At 60.0% G+C, this 22,522-nt stretch carries 21 protein-coding genes and 1 pseudogene; 12 read left to right on the top strand and 10 right to left on the bottom strand.

What is annotated here, in order from left to right; genetic code table 11:
* Positions 1 to 50: 50 nt before the first annotated feature.
* On the bottom strand, positions 51 to 713 hold the full coding sequence (locus Pan216_RS21860) for a hypothetical protein (RefSeq protein WP_145261370.1): 663 nt from the start codon (positions 711 to 713) through the stop codon (positions 51 to 53).
* Positions 714 to 1,387: 674 nt separating this feature from the next.
* Between Pan216_RS21860 and Pan216_RS21855 the strand changes: the two genes are divergently transcribed.
* On the top strand, positions 1,388 to 2,632 hold the full coding sequence (locus tag Pan216_RS21855) for an ISL3 family transposase (protein ID WP_145261368.1): 1,245 nt from the start codon (positions 1,388 to 1,390) through the stop codon (positions 2,630 to 2,632).
* Between the two features lie 186 nt (positions 2,633 to 2,818).
* On the opposite strand, the pseudogene Pan216_RS21850 reads toward Pan216_RS21855, so the two are convergent.
* From Pan216_RS21850 to Pan216_RS21815, 8 genes and pseudogenes are all read right to left on the bottom strand, one after another.
* A pseudogene (locus Pan216_RS21850) lies at positions 2,819 to 3,268 on the bottom strand (cysteine peptidase family C39 domain-containing protein); the annotation flags it as partial.
* A 3-nt stretch (positions 3,269 to 3,271) separates the two neighbouring features.
* The gene (locus Pan216_RS21845) at positions 3,272 to 4,423 is read right to left on the bottom strand and encodes a hypothetical protein (protein ID WP_145261367.1); all 1,152 of its coding nucleotides are present in this window, start codon (positions 4,421 to 4,423) and stop codon (positions 3,272 to 3,274) included.
* Between the two features lie 983 nt (positions 4,424 to 5,406).
* The gene (locus Pan216_RS21840; protein WP_419192833.1) at positions 5,407 to 5,970 is read right to left on the bottom strand and encodes an IS5 family transposase; all 564 of its coding nucleotides are present in this window, start codon (positions 5,968 to 5,970) and stop codon (positions 5,407 to 5,409) included.
* Positions 5,880 to 6,257, bottom strand: coding sequence for an IS5 family transposase (locus Pan216_RS21835; protein ID WP_419192832.1), 378 nt, complete (start codon positions 6,255 to 6,257; stop codon positions 5,880 to 5,882). Before Pan216_RS21835 ends, Pan216_RS21840 begins: the two co-directional genes overlap by 91 nt.
* A gap of 179 nt (positions 6,258 to 6,436) precedes the next feature.
* Positions 6,437 to 7,174 (bottom strand): hypothetical protein, encoded by a 738-nt coding sequence (locus Pan216_RS21830; RefSeq protein ID WP_145261361.1) that lies wholly within the window; start codon positions 7,172 to 7,174, stop codon positions 6,437 to 6,439.
* A 141-nt stretch (positions 7,175 to 7,315) separates the two neighbouring features.
* Positions 7,316 to 7,570: a hypothetical protein gene (locus tag Pan216_RS21825; protein ID WP_145261359.1), complete on the bottom strand. Its 255-nt coding sequence runs from the start codon at positions 7,568 to 7,570 to the stop codon at positions 7,316 to 7,318.
* Between the two features lie 857 nt (positions 7,571 to 8,427).
* Positions 8,428 to 10,434 carry an alpha/beta hydrolase family protein gene (locus Pan216_RS21820; protein ID WP_145261357.1) on the bottom strand — a complete coding sequence of 669 codons (2,007 nt, stop codon included), beginning with the start codon at positions 10,432 to 10,434 and terminating at the stop codon, positions 8,428 to 8,430.
* A 165-nt stretch (positions 10,435 to 10,599) separates the two neighbouring features.
* The gene (locus tag Pan216_RS21815) at positions 10,600 to 12,321 is read right to left on the bottom strand and encodes an FAD-dependent oxidoreductase (protein ID WP_145261355.1); all 1,722 of its coding nucleotides are present in this window, start codon (positions 12,319 to 12,321) and stop codon (positions 10,600 to 10,602) included.
* A gap of 361 nt (positions 12,322 to 12,682) precedes the next feature.
* Between Pan216_RS21815 and Pan216_RS21810 the strand changes: the two genes are divergently transcribed.
* Entirely contained in the window at positions 12,683 to 13,444 is a 762-nt protein-coding gene (locus Pan216_RS21810) for a hypothetical protein (RefSeq protein ID WP_145261353.1), read from the top strand.
* A 643-nt stretch (positions 13,445 to 14,087) separates the two neighbouring features.
* Here the strand turns inward: Pan216_RS21810 and Pan216_RS21805 are convergent.
* Positions 14,088 to 14,378 carry a hypothetical protein gene (locus Pan216_RS21805; protein WP_145261352.1) on the bottom strand — a complete coding sequence of 97 codons (291 nt, stop codon included), beginning with the start codon at positions 14,376 to 14,378 and terminating at the stop codon, positions 14,088 to 14,090.
* A gap of 518 nt (positions 14,379 to 14,896) precedes the next feature.
* On the opposite strand from Pan216_RS21805, the gene Pan216_RS21800 reads away from it, so the two are divergent.
* From Pan216_RS21800 to Pan216_RS21755, 10 genes are all read left to right on the top strand, one after another.
* Positions 14,897 to 15,691 (top strand): DeoR/GlpR family DNA-binding transcription regulator, encoded by a 795-nt coding sequence (locus Pan216_RS21800; RefSeq protein WP_145261350.1) that lies wholly within the window; start codon positions 14,897 to 14,899, stop codon positions 15,689 to 15,691.
* Complete coding sequence (gene pduL / locus Pan216_RS21795; protein WP_145261348.1) at positions 15,688 to 16,365, top strand: phosphate propanoyltransferase; 678 nt, start codon at positions 15,688 to 15,690, stop codon at positions 16,363 to 16,365. The genes Pan216_RS21800 and pduL overlap by 4 nt, the downstream gene beginning before the upstream one ends.
* Positions 16,366 to 16,648: 283 nt before the next feature.
* Positions 16,649 to 16,972 carry a BMC domain-containing protein gene (locus Pan216_RS21790; RefSeq protein WP_145261346.1) on the top strand — a complete coding sequence of 108 codons (324 nt, stop codon included), beginning with the start codon at positions 16,649 to 16,651 and terminating at the stop codon, positions 16,970 to 16,972.
* Positions 16,973 to 17,025: 53 nt separating this feature from the next.
* Positions 17,026 to 17,304: a BMC domain-containing protein gene (locus tag Pan216_RS21785; RefSeq protein ID WP_145261344.1), complete on the top strand. Its 279-nt coding sequence runs from the start codon at positions 17,026 to 17,028 to the stop codon at positions 17,302 to 17,304.
* 128 nt (positions 17,305 to 17,432) lie between these two features.
* Positions 17,433 to 18,623, top strand: a complete 1,191-nt coding sequence (locus tag Pan216_RS21780; RefSeq protein WP_145261343.1) for an acetate/propionate family kinase — start codon at positions 17,433 to 17,435, stop codon at positions 18,621 to 18,623.
* Between the two features lie 3 nt (positions 18,624 to 18,626).
* A complete protein-coding gene (locus Pan216_RS21775; RefSeq protein ID WP_145261341.1) occupies positions 18,627 to 18,944 on the top strand; it encodes a EutN/CcmL family microcompartment protein in 318 nt (105 codons plus the stop codon).
* 129 nt (positions 18,945 to 19,073) lie between these two features.
* On the top strand, positions 19,074 to 20,510 hold the full coding sequence (locus Pan216_RS21770) for an aldehyde dehydrogenase family protein (RefSeq protein ID WP_145261339.1): 1,437 nt from the start codon (positions 19,074 to 19,076) through the stop codon (positions 20,508 to 20,510).
* 168 nt (positions 20,511 to 20,678) lie between these two features.
* A complete protein-coding gene (locus Pan216_RS21765; RefSeq protein WP_145261337.1) occupies positions 20,679 to 20,954 on the top strand; it encodes a EutN/CcmL family microcompartment protein in 276 nt (91 codons plus the stop codon).
* 5 nt (positions 20,955 to 20,959) lie between these two features.
* Positions 20,960 to 21,265 (top strand): EutN/CcmL family microcompartment protein, encoded by a 306-nt coding sequence (locus tag Pan216_RS21760; RefSeq protein ID WP_419193693.1) that lies wholly within the window; start codon positions 20,960 to 20,962, stop codon positions 21,263 to 21,265.
* A gap of 23 nt (positions 21,266 to 21,288) precedes the next feature.
* Positions 21,289 to 22,227: a class II aldolase/adducin family protein gene (locus tag Pan216_RS21755; RefSeq protein ID WP_145261334.1), complete on the top strand. Its 939-nt coding sequence runs from the start codon at positions 21,289 to 21,291 to the stop codon at positions 22,225 to 22,227.
* The last annotated feature ends 295 nt before the right edge of the window (positions 22,228 to 22,522 follow it).

Below are 22,522 nucleotides of genomic sequence, written 5' to 3'. Positions count from 1 at the left end.
CTTTGAGTTCGCAGAGCAACGAAGATGGGTCAAGACACACCCTGCTTGGCTTAGCCCCTTACATCAACGCTTACTTTGTCGAGTATCTTATTCAATATGGATGTGACGACGTCCGACGCGGGATGTCCCGGCAACGGACTTTCGACCTTGCCACGAGAGAACAACCCTGTCTTCTGTGGAACAATAAACGCACCTCCAGTAAGTGCATCACGTGCTTCCTCTTGAAATAATTGGTTATAAGCTTCGGCAGTAATCTTTATTCGCATGAACCCAATAGCGAAGTATTCGTACTTTGAGATCTCGTTCAGGCATGACCTGCACAAAGACATTAGAATTGATATAGCAAACACAAAGAAGGACACAAAGCCAAGGCCGACCCAGTACTCGGCCTTGAACCCAAAGGCCGGCTCACTGCTTTTCTGATCTACCACTCCTTTTACGGTGGTGTCTCCATAGACGCAAGAAAGGTATCCCAAAGCCATTAGCCCAGCAATCGCCACCAACAAGACGATCATCGTAATGGTCATCATCACTAAGTAGCGTGTCCGATTATGCTGTATGCATGTTTCGCAATACCTGATGGCCCAGTCGATAACCTCAGCAGCCGCCTTCTTTCTCTCCTCTTCCTTGCGGCTTTCTTCTTCTTTGGCCCGCCTAACATATTCACTTTCAGACGGCAGTTCTTCTGGCAGCTCTTCCTCGCCCTCGCTCACGGCAGAGTTCTCCCTAGGCATTTTCCCAATGGCGACTACTGGACCGTGGCCCCAGACCCACGCTATAGTCACTCAGAGAAGGATACTGGAGTTATCCTCCAGATGACACCGAAGGCCGCCCTTCGATGGCGGCCTTGTCGTTGAGCGACAGATCGCGGCAGCAATACTCAGCTATGCCTTGCAAATCATTTGAAGTCACAATGCAAGAGCACGACCTAGCCAAGCCCGTGACTTCCACTTCGCTACGACTCCATGCTTCAAGCTCGAATAGGGCGCGGCACTTGTCTCCACGATCGATGGGGCCCAAATTGAAGAAAGCCTTTTGGGCTGTCAGCGGCGCATTCTCAATTTCTTGGCTCTATTGCCAAATCTGTGGGTGGTGAGTGTCTTCTCCGTTCCGCTTGGTAGTGGAGGTTACCGCCGTATGCCAAGGGCCGCGTCCGGCTGCTGCTTTGCCTGGTCTTCTCGCTTCGCTCGCCCTGCATCCTCGCCATCGTGGCTCGGCTTCGGTCGCCCGGCAAAGACTCCTCCTTGGCCGTTGGCGGGGAGGATGTTCCACTGGTCAAGCGGAAAGGAGAGAAGTCGGCAGGAGGCCAAAAAAGAGCATCCCGCTCTCGAGGGGCGCATGATGGAGTTTGCAAGGACTTCTTCAAACGCCAGCCGCGAGAGACGGGATGCGACTTCAGGTTATCCTCAACGCCTTGGAGCGTCACGGGAGTTTCGTCTACGAATCGGCGGCTTGGGCCGATTCGTCGAAAGAGGGACTGCTGGTTCGGGTTCGCCCACGGCGTCGCAGCCGGCCGATCTGTTCGGGTTGCGGGAATCGTGGCGGCACGTACGACCACTTGCCGGAACGCCGTTTTCAGCACGTGCCGTTGTGGGGCCTGGCGGTCTGGTTCGTCTACGCGGCGCGGCGGGTCGCATGCCCTGCTTGCGGGGTGAAGGTGGAACGCATTCCCTGGGCGTCGGGCAAGGAGCGAACGACGTCGAGCTTCCAATGGTTCCTGGCCCGTTGGGCCAAACGCTTGAGCTGGCGTGAGACCGCCGAGATCTTCGGCACGAGTTGGCACACCGTCTTTCGTGCGGTGAAAATGGCGGTTTGCTGGGGAATCCGCCATCGCGAGCTGGAAGGGATCGAGGCGATCGGCATCGACGAGGTCGCCTACCGCAAGGGGCATCAGTACTTCACCCTGGTCTATCAGATCGACCGCGGATCGCGTCGTCTGCTTTGGGTCGGGCAAGACCGGACCAAGGAGACGCTCGGTCGTTTCTTTCGCTTCTTCGGCAGGCGGCGAACCGAGCGGCTGAAGTACATCTGCAGCGACATGTGGAAAGCCTACCTGTCGGTCATCGCTCGCGAGGCCAATGGGGCCCTGCACATTCTCGACCGCTTCCACATCATGCAGTTGTTCAACAAGGCGATCGACAAGGTGCGGGCCCAGGAGGCACGCGAACTCAAACGCAAGGGCTTCGAGGTGCTCAAGCGGACGCGTTGGCTGCTGCTCAAGCGTCGCGGCAACCTCAAACGCAAGGAGGTCCTTCGTCTCAACGAGTTGTTGACGCACAACCTCAGGACGGTCAAGTGCTACCTGATGAAGGAAGACTTCCAGCGGCTTTGGGACTACAAGGCTCCCTGGCGGATCGGATCCTTCTTCCAGGAGTGGCTCGATCGGGCCTTGAGCACACGGATCGAACCGATGCGCAACCTGGCACGAACCCTCGAGCGTCACGCCGAGCAGATCTTCAATTGGTTCGAGGCAAAAGGAGAGATTTCCGCGGGCGCCGTCGAGGGAATGAATCTGAAGGTCAAATTGACGACCCGCCGATCCTACGGCTTTCGCGACCCCAACACCCTCAAATACGCTCTCTATCACAATCTCGGCAACCTCCCCGAGCCACCATCGACCCACAAATTCTGAAGACGAGGCAATTTCTTTAGTACAGCCAACGAATAGTGCCACTGAAAGGCAAATCAGGCCGACTGCACGAAGTCGATCCTTGATTGGGCGCAATACAACTCGACGGCAACCGAGAAGGCTCACGCCGATCACGAGTGAAACAATACCGAACAACCATGACCAGTTGATGCCTCTCGGGCGGAGCAAGAGGCACCTCCCGTCCCAGATCTCTAGAAGTCTTCTACGCGACACGTATGTGCGCGAGTCTAATGTTGAAAAGTCCCTTGCTTCGACACTATCGCCATCCACAGAAGTAACGAGCACATAGTGCCCTGGCTCGTCAGCTCTCCTTCCAAAATGATGCGGCGATAGATAAATGATCGCGGGGACATGCGAACTGTTAAGCGGATGCCCTGTGAGATTGACACTTTGCGCGGTGACACCAAAACTGGTAGCGACCTCCCGAAGCTGTCCAATGCTAAGTGATGAGAGATCGGCATCGGGATAGAGATCAAGGACACGGCCTTCGACATCTTTGATTGACAAGGAAAGTCCGAGTTGCTGCAAAGCTCCATATAGAGAAGCTGGACCACAGCCAGGTAGTGGCGCGGAGCCGTCTGCTGCATTAAGGACCGAAAATAGAAGCAAAGCCAACATGCTTCAGTCCTTCCGTGAAAAGCGTCGAGCTGCCAACAGTACCGCCCCAACAAGAATAAGCCCGATAACGTTTATTAGGAGAAGATTCCTTCCCCAGTCAGTCACTTTTAAGGTGTCTGGTCCAATCCTCGTATCTGACAACTTCATTTCTTCAATTGCCTTTTGGTGCTCCGCGCGCTCTTTCAACTCCTTCGCGATCTGATTACGGATCTCTTCTGCTGACATTCCTTCCACAAGGGGAACGTTGTCGACTGCTCGATCGATGTAGTGTGTTCCCTTAGGGAACTGCAACGAAAACTCGCTATCGCTCACAGTGTAGCCAGCCTCAATGTACAAATACTCGACCGTGGAATTCGAAACGGTCTTGACAGGGATGTCGAACATTCCGCCGCGAGCGTAGTGTGAGAACTTCGGCAGTTTCAATCCGGCAACATCCGGCTGGTACTTCTTCGTGACAACTTCGGACGGATAGTCGTTAACCCCGCGATCCGAGTATTTGACCTCGGTGCTCTCCAGTAGCTCAGGAAAATCAGCATTCAGGAGAACTCCGTCGAGAAACCTCCTTCGGCGTGTCTCGAGCCGGACGAGACGTCCTGACTTTTCCAAAAAGTAGGCCTCTTGAAATACCTCATCTCGGAGCATGCCTGAAATGCCATCAATTTGAATTTTACTTTGAGACTCCGTGAGCAGCTTTGCGAAAACGATGAGAGTAGGGTCAGGGGTCGCTTTTCGCCCATTGCTCATTTCGTCGGAGTCGCTCGACATAAACCTGTCGACACTGCAGAACATGTCAGAGTCCGCCCATTCCGCTCGAATTTCGCCGACAGGAGGAAAGAGAAATGGTCCGTAGAACATAGGCGCTTTCCCGACCTGCCCGGTTAGAATACCGTCCGTTTCGCCAGACCAAAGGCGATATGGCCATTCAACCGCTGTCGAGTCAAATGAGTAGACACCGATACTCGCATAGAATTCGATGAGCGAATTGACGTTTGGCACAGGAAGTCCGGGAGGAAGCGTCTCGCCTTCATCTTCCTCGAATCGCAATTGCATTGAACGGCCGTCCGTGACAAACTCGTAGTTGAAGACCTGGGCCTGCACAGGATAGGCAAGCTGCATCTCTAAAGAAGCGATCCGCCTGCCCAGCTGCCTCTTCATATTTCGCTCATTAAGGGAGCCTTGTCCCGTCTCCTCGAAACTCTTTCGGGCTTCCTTTAGCCTCCGCTGTAGCGATTTCACATCAGTAGTCCGATCGACCGAGTGACGGCATCGGACCTTTATCGGCATCAGCCGCTGAATCCGCTGGTCATAAGACTTTTTTAGAGCATCAAACTGATCCAATGCACTTGCGCTGCCAACGAAAAGAGATATCGCTGCGATCAGGCCAAGCAACGGGGAAAATGACAAGAGTCGCACAGGAAGACCCTACAGGAAAAAGGAATCCTATCCGGAAGGAAACGCAATTATAACCGGCAACGTTTGAGCGAAACACTTCGGAATCATGGTATCGAGGAAGGCCTCGCGACAGCAGAGGCAGAACGCAGCGACCATTGCGACACAAGAGAGCAAATCAGTAGATTCGCACACGTGGCACGTCACCATGAATGAAGAGATTAGCAATTAGTTCCGCTGCAATTCCGACAGCTTCTCTCCGTTGGAGTGCAAAGCCTATTACAAATGTTCACTCCGGTCATTGGGTCAACCTGATGTTCCACCTCGGCGAGTTCAACAGTCCCGCAGGCCGCTCCACCGGTTTCGCTGCACGTCCCCAATAGATGCCGAATACTTCTCTTGCAGAACTTGCGATTGCCGGATTGCGAGCATCCATCGTCTCCATTATGGAGAAAATAGCACCCTGCAGTGCCTGCTGTGACCCCCCCCTGGAACGGTCGCGCCCGCTTGGTACCACTGGCAGTCAGAAGGCGGAAGACACCTGTCGCATTCCCTTGGGGTCGTCTCGCAGCACTTACAGAAACCACCAATCAGGCGAGATTCCTCCGTCGCCGAGAGCGCAGCAGGGTAATCGGAGCCCACAAGCAAATTCAACGAAAGTAGCAGGAAAGCACCTGCAACGACTTCAATCCTGGAGAATGAGAACACGAGACAACCTCCTCACAAGGGAAACGAATCTAGGCTTTGTCTCAATACTCGTATTGGAGATCACACCAGAGGTATCGTTGGATGAAGGCCATCTTCACCATGCCACCGAAGTTCTTAGCGGTCTTTTCGAAGCGCGAGAAGACGCGGCGGCTTTCTTTGAGCCAGCCGATGAGGCGTTCGACGATATTGCGGCGTCGATACGCCTCGCGATCGAAGGCAACTGGGCGCGCGTCGCGATCTTCGTTTTCCTTGGAAGGGATCACCGGAACGATCTCTAGACCGAGCAGATATTCATCGATCCAGTCCGCGCGGTATCCTTTGTCTCCACCGAGGGCGACAGGCCAAGCCACCGGCTCGCCGTCACCATCACACAACGTCGCGTCGACTCCTTCCAGCAGCGTGTCGACCACGGTCGATTCGTGCACTTGGCCCGCCGTCAGCGAGAAGTGCAACGGATGGCCGTGGCCATCGCAGAGAATGTGGATCTTGGTCGAGAATCCCCCGCGAGAACGGCCTAACGCGTGGTCAGCGGGCTCGTCGGGATCCCCTTTCTGCCGCCACCGCCAGCACAGCGGTGAGCCCGCACGATCGTCCCGTCGATGCACCACAACTCGTGGTCGATTTCTCCGAGATCGACAAAGGCGCTCTGCAAACGTCGCAACACCTCGTCGAGCGTCCCATCGGAGTTCCATTGATCGAACCTTCTCCAGACGGTCTGCCAAGGCCCGAACTCTTCAGGCAAATCACGCCACGGCGAGCCAGCTCTTAGAATCCAGAGAATTCCGTCAACGATCATGCGAGGATCGCGTTGAGGTCGTCCCATCACCTTCGGTTTCGGAAAGACATCCGCGATCATTTCCCATTCGTCATCACTCAACAGTAAGCGAGCCATCGTTGTGCCTTCCTTGGCTGAACCGTTCATCCGGCTGTAAGCTCGCACGCGACTCAATTCATGGCAATATCACATTTGAGACGAAGCCTAGCCTTTTTCGTCTCCTGGGTGAGTTCACTCAACTCTTTACATAGGTTCTTAGAAGCGATCAAGACAGCATCACCATTGACGGCATCAGGCTATTTGCGTTTGGGCAATGTATCAAATGCTTTCGGATTCTTGCCGTCATAGAAATGAATTGCAGGAAAGTCCCCCTTGCTCCAGTAGACCGCCGTGAGACGTTGATGGCCTTTGTTGTCATACAGTCCTAAGAAGGTATCGCCTCCGAGCTTTGGGTTGAGAATGATCCGAGGCTTCTCGGTTTTGCTGTCAAGAATATCTAGTCGACCAAGAATCGTGATTCGACCACTGCCTCCATCATCGGTGGTATGAAGTCTAACCTTTCCGTTAACGGCTGAAATTGTCTTGGCAGTAATCGTCCCTTCGACTATCGCATCACCCTTGATCCTTAGCTGCCCACTCTCGGCTTTCACAGGCAAGCTGTCGAGTGTTTCCTTTGCCTTACTGGCGGCGTGAACAGCATTCGCAGCAGCGACTCTGGCTTTGTCTCGGTTTTCATTTATCTGTCCAATTGCTTCTCCCGCGATCGACTTGTCAATCTCTTTCTTGACGATCGCCTTGGCGTGACTTCGAATTTCGTAGATCGTGACCCCGAATGCGATCACGAATCCAACAGTGACGGCAATCCACAGATATGAGTGTCTTTTCTGTGCATCACTCACCGTAGATAGTTTGTCATTCATTTGTTCAATGCGACCCGCCAGGTCATGCGAGCAGGCCAGTTGCCCCTCTAGACGGGCAACCTGCTCGCGAAGAGAAGCGATTCGCTCCCCGAAAGACTCATCTTGGTCTGGCATACACCTCTCCCAGATCTTAAGGCACCTGCGGCAAGATGATCCTATCCGCCACATGTCCCACGGTCAAGTCTAGTTGGATCACTCATGCCCAAGAAACAAAAACGGCCGCCCGAAGGCGGCCTATCCGTGGAACGAATTGCTCTACACTTCCACCGTCTTCATGCGTCGCACCGCGGAGAGCAGGGAGAGGCCAAGGTCCCCAGCGTCATCCTCGCCGCAGATGTCGACCAGGGACTCGACCAGGCGATCACCGACGCCATTCGACTTGACGAACCCGTCTTCCGAGGAGTACAAATCGGAGAGCAGAGACGCGACCTTTTCTCTTATCTCGGAATCCTCGTCGGCGGCTACCGGCGAGGATTCGCTCTTTTCATCCCACCAATCGCTCGAAATCAACCGAGTGGGGTGGGTTCGACCCACCACGCATTGGAGACGTAGGCTTCTTGCAGGCCAACACTCGCTCCGTCCGCTTCTTCGGCGGGCCCAATCGTTCGAGGCCCGACGAATCGCGCAGAGACCTTGAATCCGCCGAGTCGCGAAGATGGTGGGTCGAGACCGACCCTACTTGGCCAAGCATGCCGAAGGTATGCGAGTGCATAGCCCAGTGTCGCGTCAGCGCACGCTGGGTAACTGGCGAGGTTCCCATGCGAGAACCCTGCATGGGTTCGACCGAGGTGCCATCATGAAGACGAGACACCGTCTCGGAAGGGTCAAACCCGCTTCGGGGTTTGGAATGGGACGCGTGTTCTTCCCAAGGAGCGCTACGCGACCTTGGGCTGTGTACTGAAACGGCGTTGCCGTAGAAGGCAAGGAGGTTGGGCCTTCATTGGGTGTGAACTTGTCTCACAGATCCCATGTGCCTCGTCGGGTGGTCTTGGTCTCACCGCACGCTTCGTCTCGTAGGCTCCTTGCTGCCCAATTCTCGCTCCGCTCGCCTCTGGGAATGCCCAATCGTAAGAGGCTCGACGAATTGCGCAGAGCCTCCAAGGTTGTTGAATAGCGAAGATGGTGAGTCAAGACCCTCTCTACTTGACTGGGCCAACCTTCACCATCGTGTTCCCATGAACGCATGAGACCGGGAAGCTGTTCGCCATTACTCCGACGGGGCTCTTGTGGCTGCGCCACCCAGATTGGCGAGCAAACTGGGCCACCCGGACTTGGATACCCGGCGGTTTGTGCTGAGACCTTGAGTTCGCCGTGCAACGAAGATGGTGGGGCAAGAACCACCCTGCTTGCTACTTTGCCAAACCCGATCAGTCGACGGGCTTGCCCTGGCCGTCGACGGGGTCGATGATCGTGACGCGGTCACCGAGGAATGTCACCAGATCGGGGAGGTCGTATTCTCGCAATACGCCATGAACCGCGTTGACGACTTGGTTCTGCGTTAGCTTGCCGCGGATGACCTCGGTCCAGGAGATCAGTGGCCGGATCAGCTTGACCTCGTCGATCAACTCCGGCGCGAGGACGGCGGCATGCAGCGCCGGCACGCAGAGTTCATCGGTCGCGACGAGCGAGATTGGGGCACTGGGCTTCCCGTCAACTTCCGCCATCAACTTCGCGATCGCGAGGATTTCCTCCGTTCGCTGGGCCACCATGGAGGTCCCGCACAGATAGGCCAGCACCGCATTGCCCGCGTTGACCCCAAAGCTCTCGTTGTACCAGCGACGGCCTTTCGGCTGCGTCGTGCCGATTCCGGAAACGTCGATCGCCAGCACGGACTGCCCCGCGTCGACGAGCGCCTTTAGGTCAGCGTCGTCATCGACCGCTTTGTCGGCACCGGCCGCATGCAGGTAGAGCGTCGTTCCCGTCGGCGCGCCTTCGGGTTTCAGCCACTTGCCTGTGAGGGGCACTTCCGAGGTCGTCGTGAGCACGACGTCCGTTTGCTGTCCGGGTTCGCTGGCCGAGGCCGCGGCGATCTCTTTCTGCTCCGGGATGCCCAAGGTCTTGCGAACGCGCTCGCGCGATTGTGCCGCGGTCTGGTCGCTCCACTTCTCCGCCCGCACCCTTTCCAGGCGTTGGGCTTCTTCGAGGTTGAGATCGAACGCCGAACGGGCGCCCGGAAGCAACATCACCTGCCCTTGCGGCGTGGACCACATCTCCTCATCGGAGAGCAAGTCGATCTTCGGTTCGGTCACCGCGACATCACGGTCCGCCAGCCAACGCAGCATCCACCGCGCCGCCGCTTCTCGGAGCGGCTTCTTGAAGCCGTGGGTGTCGTCGTTCTCGGCGAGATCCACGCGCTCGCCGAAGCCGAATCGCATGTAGACCCGCTTGGCTTCGCGAAAGGCATCCCACGAGCCGCCGATATCGAAAAAGTCCTTCGTCGCCGTGCAGATCAGCGTTGGACGCGGGGCACGCATGATGATGTAATCCGCGTGATTCATTCCCGCGGCGAGTTGCCCGAAGATGTTTTGTTCGGCGTCTTGTGGTCCGGCGGTGGGCAGCAGTCGCTCGAAGCTGGTGATGTAGCAGCTCGGTGCCGCGGCGACGATCCGCTCGTCGAGCGCCATCAGGTACGACGTCTGCGTACCGCCGCCGCTGTTGCCGAAGCAGCCAACCCTCTTGCCATCGATGTCGGGTCGCGATTGCAGGTAGTCGATGCCCCGCATGCCATCCCAGATTTCATACTGAGCCGTGTTCCAGCCGAGCAAGATCGCCCCGATGCCAACTTGGGTGTGGCCGGTCGTGGAGCTCCGGATGGCGGGCGTTCCGCTCGGCTTAAGCAGTTGCTTGCGTTCGCCCTGGCAGATGGGGTCGATGATGAACGCGGCGATGCCGTTGAGGGCCAACAGGGCACACGACGCCTGATACCCGTCGTAAGCTTTGCCGTTCTCGGAGTGACCACACACGACCAGCACGGCCGGATAGGGTGGGGGGAACTTCTTGTCTTGCGGCAGAAAGAGCGTCCCGGAGACAAAATGCCGCGGCCGGCTTTCGAAGATGATTTTCTCGGCACGGTACCCTTCCCGCTGCACGGTGCCCGTGATTTGGGGGTTGAGCGGCGTCCGTTCTGGAAAGCCGCCGATCGCCTCGGTGAAGTACTGTTTCAACCGCTGCTGATGATGGCGAATGTCGTCGACCTTGGTCCGCTGTTCGTAGGCCTCTCGGCGTTTGGCGAGCAGGGCCTGCGATTTCTCCAGCAGCCGGTGATTCACGATCTCGCTGGGAGAAACCGCTCCCGCCTGCTCCGGTTTGGCGGCGGAGGCAACGAGCGGACAAATCAGCAAGCAAGTTGCTGCGAGCAAATAGCGGTGGTGCATCGGTGGGTCCTTCAGCGTTTGAATGGAGCGAATGCGGTGGGAACTCAGTCGTCAGCCTCTGTGGAGGGGATTGTATGGGTGACGGATCTGACGAGCATAGCAAGCGTTGTCGTGGTCGACGAAGCTTGGGTTGGCATCGCAGGCCGTTGATCTACTCGATGCCGGCTACCCCGGCCAGTTCGTTTCTACTCCTTGTTGGTGCAATGACTTCTGGAAGTCTCTCAGGAGGGGGGACGATTGATGGACGGCATGTGGCGTGGTGCGGTGTTGTCGAACGAAGCTGACGAGACAGCCGGCGGCTTCGCCGATACCCCATTCGACGGGATGGAGGCGGTAACAGCCGTTGGTGATGTGCGTCGTCCCGATGTTCTTGTTGGCCGCGATCAGATTCGTCATCCGTTGGGGCAACAACGCCCCGAGTGGGATCTGAAACGGGAGCGAACGGAAGTCGATGTAGTTTTCGCCGGAGGAACTTGGGTGCAGGTCGATGTGATACGACCCGACGCCTACCGAGTCGGGGAAGGTCGCCGCCTTGACCGACGCGGCGAGTTCGCCGGTCACCATCGACCGGTTGTCGCGACCGACGTGCTCTTCGGTGATCGTGAAGAGTGCCCGAATGCGCCGCGACTCTCGCACGTAAGGTGCCTTGGCCAAGCCGTCTTCGGTCCCCATCAGGTCGCGACGTAGGCAGAGGCCGGGAAAGCCGGTCCCGCCGTCGGGACGGGGCGCCTCGGTCTGGAGCCAGTAAAGCAGCGAGAGGCTCAACTGCTTGGCTCGGGCGATGTGTCGTTGGGCTTCCTTGGAAGAGACACCGACCAGCGGCCCGAGGACGTAGTCGTTTTGCGGCCAGTTCACCAGCGTGATGTTGCCCGCGTACGTTCCTGGTTCGAAGTTTCTCACGTCGGCGATTTGGCGATAGCGAAAGAGGTTGAGCGCTTTCGTCCTGCCCAACGCGGGATCGAAGGAAAGTTCTTTCGGCTTCAGGGTCGACGGGGTCGAGTAGGTGAGATCCAGCAGTCTGCCTGGCCAGGGAGGGCTCATGTTGGGGACGAACTCCGACCAGAACCGATACTCGTCCGGTCGATCGATCACGTGATGCTCGCCGTGCCGGTAGTCGGCCGCGAAGCACATGGTGAAGGCCTGTTGATTGAGCGGGTTGGCGACCTCGGCCGCGTGCAGTTCCCGCGTCTGGTCGCGCGACTCGGCCCCGATCACGAATTCGGTTCTGGTGAGTGGCAGCAGGTCACCCAACTCGCTGGCATCGATGAAGTGCGGAGCGTGGAGCGTCAATTCGCGACCGGTTTTGGAGGAACGGACCTGGACCGCGCGGACCGCATCGCCGGTAACGTCGGCGGCAATCGGTTCGTGCTCGCGTAAGAGGATGCATCGGCCCCCGCTACAGTACGGAGCCAGCAAGCCTTCCAGCACGGCCACCGCCACCCACGGTTCGTGGCAGAGTCGCGAGACACTCCCGTTGCCGGGATTCAAACGCGGGTTGGCTCGGGCGGCCGGGGTGAGCGGATAGTGCCGTCGGTAGTAATCGCGAATCGCCTCGCGCAGCTCCCGGTACGAACGATTCGCTCCGTGGTGTTCGATGTGACCGTGTTCGTCGGGAGGGACCGCCTGCGAGGTCAACTGCCCCCCGATCCAGTCGGTCGGCTCGGTGAGGATCACGCGGAGCCCGTTTCGCAGCGCCGCCAACGCGGCGGCACATCCCCCAAGTCCCGCGCCAACGATCACGACGTCGGCCGCGATCTCCCGAGTCTTCCGGTCGGGGCGAGCCTTCTCTTGTGGCTCGGCGGCGATGGCGAGACGAGGTCCATAGGACCAAGCGGCCGCGGCGCCCACGGCGGCCGAGGTCAAGAATTCGCGGCGATTCTTTGGCATGACGAAGGGACTTTCGGGCCTGTGGGAGAGTTCAAACGTCGAGGTCGTGAGGCAGGAAGGTCGCGTGGTTGAGGGCTGCTAGCATTGCTCCCAATTTGAACCGCGGAACGCCCTGGGTGTCAATCACTCGTTCTGGATATCTGGAAAGGAACGATTCCTGGTTCCGTCGTCCGAGTCGTGTCGCCGGCGTTTGGTGGCGGTGAGACCGAAGTCGGACGAGGCGATGTCGAACGCGCCGTTGGGGGCTCGCGAATGCGTCGCTCTCGCGTTGGTTTAAATGTTGTAGGCCGGTGGCTGGTAAGCGGTGAACCCGACTCGTTGCTTCGTCGAATGATGCTTTCTTCTCGTCGGTGGGAGTCAAATGGCTGACAGACTGACACTAACCCTGTTCAAGGGATGTTCCGCGTCGGAGTTACGTGACGCAATCGATCAGTCGGCGCTCGAGTGCGGCGGCAAGGTCTTCTGGAAGGCGGGGAAGGGCTCGCCGGGCGTCTACCTCGGCCTCTACCACAACGACACCACCCACTCGGCGATCGTCTATCAGGAACCTGCGTCCTGGTTCTTCGACAAGGTCGGGGGACGGCTCGACATCCCCTGGATGGAGCTTCGCGGTCAGGAGGGAAGCCACTGGGACTATTCGTTGATGAAGGGCAGCGAGAGTCTCGGCGCGTACAGCTCCTATCCGCAGTATTGGGACGACGATCCGGAGTTCGTCAAATCACATGAGGGGGATCCGGAGCTGTTGGCGAAGCTGTGGGACGTTCCACTGGAGAAGATCGATCGTTACCACTTGCAGTGGGGCGAGATGCTGTCGGAATCGGAGTTCTCCCTGACGGTCGAGAAGATCCATTCGGAGCACGTGACCGTCGAGCGAAACGATCTCGAGACGTTGCTCAAGGGGGCGCGACCCAAGTACGCCCGGCAAGGCAAAGCCTATCCCCACGACAAGCACGAGTATGGCGACCATTGGCAGATGATGGACTTTCTCCACGCCTTGGGCGGTCAGGATCCACGCGACGAGGGTGACCGGCACCACATCGTCCTTCCGGAACCGAAGCGCCCAAGCCCCAAGTTGTCGTGGTTCCAGCGGCTCTCTCGTGCTTGGCGACGAATGACTCGGTGAGTAGGAGATCCCGTGGATCGTGCTCTCCCGTAGGGCCGGTCAATGCCTCGCGTGTCGGTGGGCCTCTTGTGGCTTCGCCACCCAGATTGGCGAGCAATCTGGGCCACCCGGCCCCAAGTTGTCGTGGTTCCAGCGGCTCTCTCGTGCTTGGCGACGAATGACTCGGTGAGTAGGAGATCCCGTGGATCGTGCTCTCCCGTAGGGCCGGTCAATGCCTCGCGTGTCGGTGGGCCTCTTGTGGCTTCGCCACCCAGATTGGCGAGCAATCTGGGCCACCCGGCCCCAAGTTGTCGTGGTTCCAGCGGCTCTCTCGTGCTTGGCGACGAATGACTCGGTGAGCAGGAGATTCCGTGGATCGTGACCTCCCGTAGGGTAGGTCAATGCCTTGCGTGTCGTTGGGCCTTTTGTGGCTTCGCCACCCAGATTGGCGAGCAATCTGGGCCACCCGGCCCCAAGTTGTCGTGGTTCCAGCGGCTCTCTCGTGCTTGGCGACGAATGACTCGGTGAGCAGGAGATCCCGTGGATCGTGACCTCCCGTAGGGTAGGTCAATTCCTCGCGTGTCGGTGGGCCTCTTGTGGCTTCGCCACCCAGATTGGCGAGCAATCTGGGCCACCCGGAATGGAGCACCCGTTGGAGGTTTCCCTACGCGCCGAGGCAGAGGCCGACGAGTTGGACGATGAAGCCGGCGAAGAGGACGCCGAAGCCGAAGCCGACCCAGCGGAGCGATTTCTTCGTGGCGAAGCTGATCGGCTCGTTGAAGGTCGAGACGCAGTCCTCGCGGTTGTCCCGGCCGAGCCCGGCGATCGCTTGGTCGTGATGCTTGAGGGCCTCGCCGTAGAAGTTGAGGATCGAGGGGAGGCTCAGCATCACCGAGAAGGATCCGAGGATCCCGAGGCTAACGCCGACAATGGAGACGACCGTCGCTGGGGTCACGTTTCTCTCTCCTGAGTCGAAGGACGAGTTGGGGCTCTCGATATCTTCGTACGTTGTGCGTTGCCAGCCACCGGTCATCGGTTCGCGAAGGTGCTGCCTGGTCGCCCTGGCTGACGAGCAGGCCGTGTGAATTGGATGTCTTCGCCTACGCCGTGCTCTTTGTCAAGCGGCGTGGTCCAGCAAGAGATCCTCGAAGCATGGTCCGCGACGAAGTCTCTTGCATGCTGCGCATTCCCAGATTGTCAAGCAATCTGGGCCACCCAGGCACCGCTTCCCAAGGCACTCCCCCGAAGAGACACCGTCAATCTCGCCCTGTTTTATCTACAGCCCCCATTCGCTGTCGTCCACGTTGTAGCGGCTATGACGAATAGAAAGATTTTGATGTCTCATGCCTGTTAAGGATTGCCAACAATCAGGAAAGTGAGTGATCTTGATTGATTTCTGTCATTTTGTGTCGCATAATGCCTCCGATGTCAATCGCTACGGGGAATTACCACACTCGACCAGCAGGACGGGCCATGCTGGCGGAAGAAAGACGCCAAAAACTGTCAGAGATCGTCAGCGAACGAGGCTTTGTTCCGCTTCCGGAACTCGTTCAGTTGATCGGCGTCTCGGAGTCGACCGTCCGAAGGGACCTCGAGCACCTGCACGAGGCTGGGATTCTTCGCCGTACCCACGGCGGGGCGATCGCGGCGGGAGAGGCGGCCGGGGCGCTGACCGCGTTCGATGACCGGACCCTGACGCAGGTTTCCGAGAAGAGGCTCGTCGCCCAGCGAATGGCCGAGATCATCCAGGACGGCGAGACCGTCTTGATCGACGGCGGGACGACGACATACGAGCTCGCGCGGCAGTTGATGGGGCGTCACCTTCAGATTGTCACCAACAGCTTGCCGATCGCGACCCTCTGTGCGGCGTCGCGGGAGATCGACCTGGTGCTGCTGGGCGGTTACGTCTACCCGAAGACGGGCGTGGCTCTCGGCGAGTTGGCGCAAGCGTCGCTTCGCGATCTGCACGCCCATCGGCTCATCATGAGCGTCGGCGGGTTGACCGCGAAGGGGCTCTACAACAGCAACCTGCTTCTGGTCGAGACCGAGCGAGCGATGATGGCGTGTGCCGACGAGATCGACGTCATTGCCGACCACACTAAGTTCGGTCGCCAGGCCCTGACGCACCTTTGCGATTGGTCGGGGGTCGACCGCGTTGTCGTCGACGACGGCATCAACGAGGAACAACGACGCATGATCGGTTCGGAGGTCGACGTCGTCATCGTCGATCGGGCCGATGGTACGCGGATACAGGGAGAGAAGTCATGAGTTTGGCGGCGACTCCCGCCATTGATCGGGAACTGGTCGAACGGCTGGTCCGGAAAATGGTCTACGACCGAGTGGCTCCCAGCGTGGGGGAGGGCAACCGGCCCCGGCTGGTGGTCAACATCTCCGCGCGGCACTGCCACGTGACCCAGGAAGACCTCGAGGTCCTCTACGGCCCGGGCTCGAAACTGACGGTTCACAAGGAGCTGTACCAGGAGGGCGAGTTCGCCGCCGAGCAGACGGTGACCGTGATCGGGCCGCGGCAGCGGATCCTCGGTCCGGTGCGGATTCTCGGACCGTGTCGCAAGTTCACCCAGCTCGAGCTGTCGTTCACCGACGGGATCTCGCTGGGGATCGACTTGCCGGTTCGCAAGAGCGGCGATCATCACGACACGCCGGGCTGCTACCTACAGGGGCCGGCGGGGATCCTCGAACTCAAGGCGGGGGTGATCCGCGCCGAGCGACACGTCCATGTCGGGGACGCCGACTGCGAGTACTACGGAATCAAGGATGGGGATCGGGTGAATCTGCGGATTCACAGTGATTGCCCGACGACACTCGAAGGCTTGCTCGTCCGGCACGGTCCGAAGTTTCGGTTGGAGGTCCACCTCGACACCGACGAGGGGAACGCCTGCAACCTGACCAACGCGAGTCTGGTGGAATTGGTCAAGCCCTAGTGTCCAGATTGGTTCATTCGTCGTCCAAGGATCGCTTGGGTGCGATGCCCACGCTCGCCGTGGGCATGCGGGGTACGCTCGCCGTGGGCATGCGGGGCACGCTCGCCGTGGGCATGCGGGGCACGCCTCTGATTCGGCACGCTCCCGCACGAGTGGGGAACGAGTTTTCATGAAGCGAACTGACCAAGCAGGCTGCTAGGTGGTTGGCGCGAAGAGTCACGGGGTTCCGATGGTGGGGCCCGCGAATGGGTCCATGAAGTAGAGCGAAAGGGAGCAATCTTAGATGGCAAAGCAAAGTCGGCCAATCCAGGCCCTCGGCATGATCGAAACCAAGGGGCTCGTCTCGCTGATCGAAGCGGGCGACGCGATGCTCAAGGCCGCCAATGTCGAGCTTCTCGGCTGGCAGAAGGTCGGTTCGGCCCTCGTCGAGCTGTTCGTCGTCGGCGATGTCGCGGCGGTCAAGGCGGCGACCGATGCCGGTGCCGCGGCGGCCAGCAAGGTCGGTGAAGTCGTCAGCGTGCAGGTCATTCCGCGTCCGCACGAGGACCTGGCCAAGGTCCTGCCCGGGCTTTCCCCGGCGAGCACGACCAGCAGCGTGACGGGCTAACGAACAAGACGGATTGGTTACGAAACAAGCGAATCTAGCGACGGAGAAGAACGATGGCGGGAGCCGGAGAGGCGATTGGTTTGATCGAAACAAAGGGCTTGGTCTGTCACTTGGTGGCGACCGACGCCATGTGCAAAGCGGCCGACATCGAGGTCCTCGAGCAAGTCAGCATCGGTGGCGGCTTCGTCACCACGCTGATCAAGGGCGATGTCGGTTCGGTTCGTGCCGCGGTCGACGCGGGTGCCCAGACGGCGAGCCAGTCGGGCGAGCTGGTCAGTGCCCACATCATCCCTCGGCCCGAGCCGGCGATCATCGGGCTGTTCGTGAAATAAGCTCGGGACCGCTGCCTGGTGGACGACGGCACTGGCTGGCAAGCAGCCAGTGGCACCCGTCAGCAGAGGCGTAGGTCAGGCCATTGCCTGACACATGAGACGAAGAACGTGGGATAAGAGACGAGACGATGAAGATCCTGGTCTCCAATATCGGTTCGACAAGCTTCAAGTATCGCCTCTACGCGATGCCGGAAGAGACGCTCCTGGCCCGTGGTGGCGTCGAGCGGATCGGGGCCGAGAACTCACGCTCGTACGTCATCCGGGATGGGGAGACGACCGAGAAGGTCGCTCCGGTCCCCGATCATGGGGAGGCTCTCTCGGCCTGCTTCGGGCAATTGACCGACCCCGAGACGGGTTGTCTCAAGGAAGCGGGCGAGATCGCGGCAATCGGCTTCAAGTCGGTGCACGCGAAGGGTGTCTCGGGCGTGCAGCTCGTCGACGAGAAGGTGCTCGAGGCGATGGAGGCCTTCGCCAAGGTGGCGCCGGCTCACAACCCGCCCTACGTCAAGGCGATGCGGCAACTGAAGTCGGCTTACCCCGAGCTGCCGCTCGTGGCGGCGTTCGAGACCGGTTTTCACCAAACGGTGCCGCGAGCCAACCGGACCTACGCGATTCCCTACGAGTGGATGACCGACCTGGGCGTGGAGCGATGGGGCTTTCACGGCGCCAGCCACCGCTACATCGCCGGACGGATCGCCGAACTGACCGGCGGGAAGGCGAAACGGGTCATCTCATGTCATCTGGGTGGCAGCAGTTCGATCTGTGCCATCGAGAATGGCAAGAGCGTTGGGGCATCGATGGGCATGAGCCCGCAATCGGGGCTCCCCAACAACAACCGCGTTGGCGACTTGGATGTCTTCGCGTTGCCAGCGATTCTCGAGGGGACGGACAAGTCGCTCGAGGAGGTCCTCGACGTGTTGGCCAACCAGAGCGGCCTGCTCGGGATCAGCGGCGTCGGCAACGACCTGCGGGAGATCGAGGAGGCGGCCGCGGGCGGCAACGAGCGGGCCACGCTCGCGATCGACGTGTTCGTTGAGTCGATTCGGGATTACCTCGGCTCCTACCTGGTACGACTAGGCGGTCTCGACGCCCTCGTCTTCACCGGCGGGATCGGCGAGAACTCGAGCGTGATTCGCGAGCGGGTGTGCCGCGGGCTTGACGGCTTCGGCATCGTGCTCGACGCCTCCACGAACGAGTCATTCAAGGGAGAGGGACGCCTCTCTCCCGAGTTGTCGGCGACCGAGGTGTGGGTCGTGCCGACGAATGAAGAGATCATCGTCGCCCGGCAGTCGTACGAGCGACTGACCGCGAAGGACTAGGGAATGTTTCTGGCACGTGTCACCGGAAGCGTGGTGTCGACCCACAAGGTCGAGAGCATGGTCGGGCAGAAGCTGCTGACCGTCGATCCGCTCCGCATCGACGCCACTTTGCAAGCGACGCTCAAGCCGCTGGGGCGGACCTTTATCGCGGTCGACTTGGTGGGCGCCGGCGAAGGACAGATCGTCATGATCGTCCAAGGATCGAGTGCTCGCATGACCGACGAGACGGCCAAATTGCCGATCGACGCCGCGATCATTGGGCTGGTCAACGAGGTCTCCGCGCACGGCAAGGAGATCTACAGTTCCTCGACGTCCGCTTGACCATCGGGTGCCACCGGCTGCTCGTCAGCGGGTGAGGAGCTGAAAGACAACATCACGAGTCGTCGTGCCGCCAACGGCGGCGCGGCATTCTCCGGGGCGAACCGAGAAACACGAAAGAGAACGAGGGTCATGGTCACGGTCAACGAAGAACTGATTCGCGGCGTGGTCGAGCAGGTGGTCGCCCAACTCGCGGTCGGCAACGCCAACGGCGCGGCGCCGAACGCTCCGGCGAGCTTTCGTCGCTCCGGGGCCGGCATCTTCCCGACGGTCGACGACGCGGTGGGAGCCGCTCGCGAAGCGTTCGAGGTCTTCTCGCACGCCACGATCGACGAACGCCGCCGGGCGATCAAGCACATCCGCGAGATCTGCATCAGCGGGTGCGAACGGCTCGGCCGGATGGAGATGGAGGAGACGCGGATCGGGCGACTCGATCACAAGATCGAGAAGCTGGTCATCGCCGGCGAACGAACGCCGGGCGTCGAGTACCTCCAGACGCACGCCCTCACTGGTGACAGTGGGCTGACGCTCAACGAGCACGCTCCCTTCGGCGTCATCGGAGCGATCACTCCCGCGACCCACTCGCTGCCGACGCTGGCCAGCAACGCGATCAGCATGCTCGCCGCCGGCAACACCGTCGTCTTCAACGCCCATCCCCGCGGAGCCAACATCGCCAAGGAGGGAGTGAAGGTCTTCAACGAGGCGATCCGGGCGGAGATCGGCATCGACAACTTGGTGACGATCGTCGACCCGCCCACCATTGAGTCGGCCCAGCAGATCTTCGATCACCGCGATGTCCGCTTGCTCGTCGTGACCGGCGGACCGGCGGTGGCGCGAGCCGCCCTTCGCAGTCCCAAGCGGGCGATCGTCGCGGGGCCCGGCAATCCGCCCGTCGTGGTCGATCAGACGGCCGACATCGAACAAGCCGCCCAGTCGATCGTCGCCGGCGCCTCCTACGACAACAACCTGCTCTGTATCGGCGAAAAGGAGGTTTTCGCGGTTCACGAGATCTTCGAGACCCTGCTCGCCGCGATGACCGGTGCGGGCGGCTACCGGCTCTCCGACGCCCAGATCCACCAGCTCGAAGCGGCCGCCTTCAAGACCAACGACGACGGCAAGGTGGTCGTTCATCCCGACTTCGTGGGCAAGGACGCGGCGGTCCTCGCTCAAGCGATCGGCGTGAACGTCCCCGCCGGGACACAGCTTCTCTTCGGCGAGACCGGCGAGCACAGCCCCTTTGTCGATCACGAACAAATGATGCCCTTTGTTCCCTTCGTCCGCGTGCCGTGCGTCGATACCGCGATGGCCCTGGCGAAGAAGTACGAACACGGCTACCGCCACACCGCGATCATCCACTCGCGCGACTTGGCGACGATTACCAAGATGTCGCGGATGATGGAGGCGACGGTCTTCGTCGCCAACGGTCCCAGCCCGGCGGGCATCGGGGTCGGTGGCGAGGGGGTGGTCTCGTTTAGTATCGCGACGCCGACCGGCGAAGGAGTCACGACACCGCTGACGTTCACTCGGCGTCGCCGAGCGGCGATCGTCAACAGTCTTCGGTTGATTTGACCAGGTAGCGTGGGTCTCGATCCACCACTTGGGGAAGGCCCGGAGGACGATTCGACCGTAGGTCAGGCCATTGCCTGACGCGGAAAGCTGAGGGTCTCTTGCATGCCCAGCTTGACGAGCAATCTGGGCCACCCAGGCGGGTCAACCCGCGGTTGATTTGAGGAAACGATGTTTCGAGCCCGCGTGATTGGAAAAGCGATTGCCCCGAGCAAGCACCCCTCGATGGAAGGGGCACGGCTCTTGGTGATGCAGATCCTCAACCAACGCGGCGGTCCTGACGGCGATCCGGTCGTCGTGGTCGATCGGCTCGGGGCCAGCGCGGGGGGCGTCGCGATCATCACCAACGATGGCCGCGCGGCCCGCGACATGATGGGGACCAAACAGACGCCGGTCCGTTACACCACGATCGGTCTGGAAGACGACCGCGAGGAGGCCCGCTCGTGAGGCTGATGGAAGTCGTTGGCAAGGTCTCGTTCTCGAAGACCCATCCGTCGCTCAAGGGGAAGCGATGGGTGTTGGCCACGCCGCTGAATCTGGCCGCCCTCGCCGAGAAGGAAGAACCCAAGGCCGACCAGCTCGTCGTGATCGACGAACTTGGCAGTCAGCGCGGCGACGTGATCGCCGTCTCCGAGGGGGGCGAGGCCGCCTTCCCGTACTACCCGAACTACAAACCGGTCGATGCCTACGCGGCGTGCTTGATCGAGCGAATCGATCTCGACGACGACGAAGTCGACCGGCTGTTGGCACAACAATAAGTCGAAGGAGAACGAGTAACATCATGATCAATGAATGGCAGGCGAGACAGCAGATCATCGAGGTTGGTCGGCGGCTCTACCAGAAGGGCTTCGCGGCGGCCAACGATGGCAACATCAGCGTTCGCATCGACGAGGATCGCTTCCTCTGCACCCCGACGGGCGTCTCCAAGGGCTTCATGAAGCCGGAGGATCTCTGCATCGTCGACGGCCAGGGCAATCAAGTCGCCGGGGAGAAGAAGCGGACCAGCGAGATCAAACTCCACTTGTCGATCTACCGCACTAGCGACGAGGTCAACGGCGTGGTCCACTGCCACCCGCCGCACGCGACCGCGTTCGCGATCGTGCATGAACCGGTGCCGAAGTGCATCCTGCCGGAGGTCGAGGTCTTCCTCGGCGAGGTGCCCTTGGTCAAATACGAAACGCCCGGCACCCAGGACTTCGCCGAGACGGTCGTCCCCTACGTCCACGACTCCAACACGGCGATCCTCGCCAACCACGGCACGGTCGCGTGGCACAAGGACTTGATGACCGCCTACTTCAACACCGAGATCATCGACGCCTACTGCCGGATGCTGATCCTGGCCCGGCAGCTCGGCACGATCAACTACCTCGGCGAGCGGCAAGTTGGCGAGTTGCTCGCCTTGAAGAAGCGGCTCGGCATCCACGATCCTCGGCTCGAGATGGACGACTGCGACCTTTGCGGCAACAGCATCTTCCGCGAGGGGTACACCGAGTTCGCTCCGGACAACAAGGCCTTCCCGCCCCCCGAGGCGTGTAGCTGCTCGGGGACCTCTCCGCGGGCCGAACGGAAACTGCCGGAGGTCGATCTCGGCTCGCCCGCGACGACCGCCCCGAGTGTCCCATCCGATCCCGAGGCCCTGGTGAAACTGATCACCGAGCAGGTGATGAAGGTTCTCGGCAACCTCCCCGCCGGAGCGGTCGGAGCCAACGGGAGCTACTAGTGGAGCAAGTGGCGCTGGCTTGAGGGCGTGGTGTCCGGGTGGCCCCGATTGCTTGCCAATCGGGGTGGCGTAGCCACAAGAGCCCTTTGGAGGCGTGGTCGAGCTTGGGCTGATCGGAAGTTTCCTCAGAGGCCTCTTGTGTGCTTCGCACGCCCAGGTTGACGAGCAACCTGGGCCACCCAAAGATTCACTCTGATCTGGGAGAAGAGACCCCCCTTAATCCCCCCTTGGACAAGGGGGGACAGAAAGCGCCCCTTCGGACAACGGGACGCATCGACACAACAGCGACGTTTGA

The sequence above is a fragment of the Kolteria novifilia genome, from assembly GCA_007748055.1.
In the GTDB taxonomy this organism is placed as follows: Bacteria; Planctomycetota; Planctomycetia; order Kolteriales; family Kolteriaceae; genus Kolteria; species Kolteria novifilia.
Note: the sequence above shows the minus strand (reverse complement) of the source record. Positions and strands in the feature narration are given on the sequence as shown.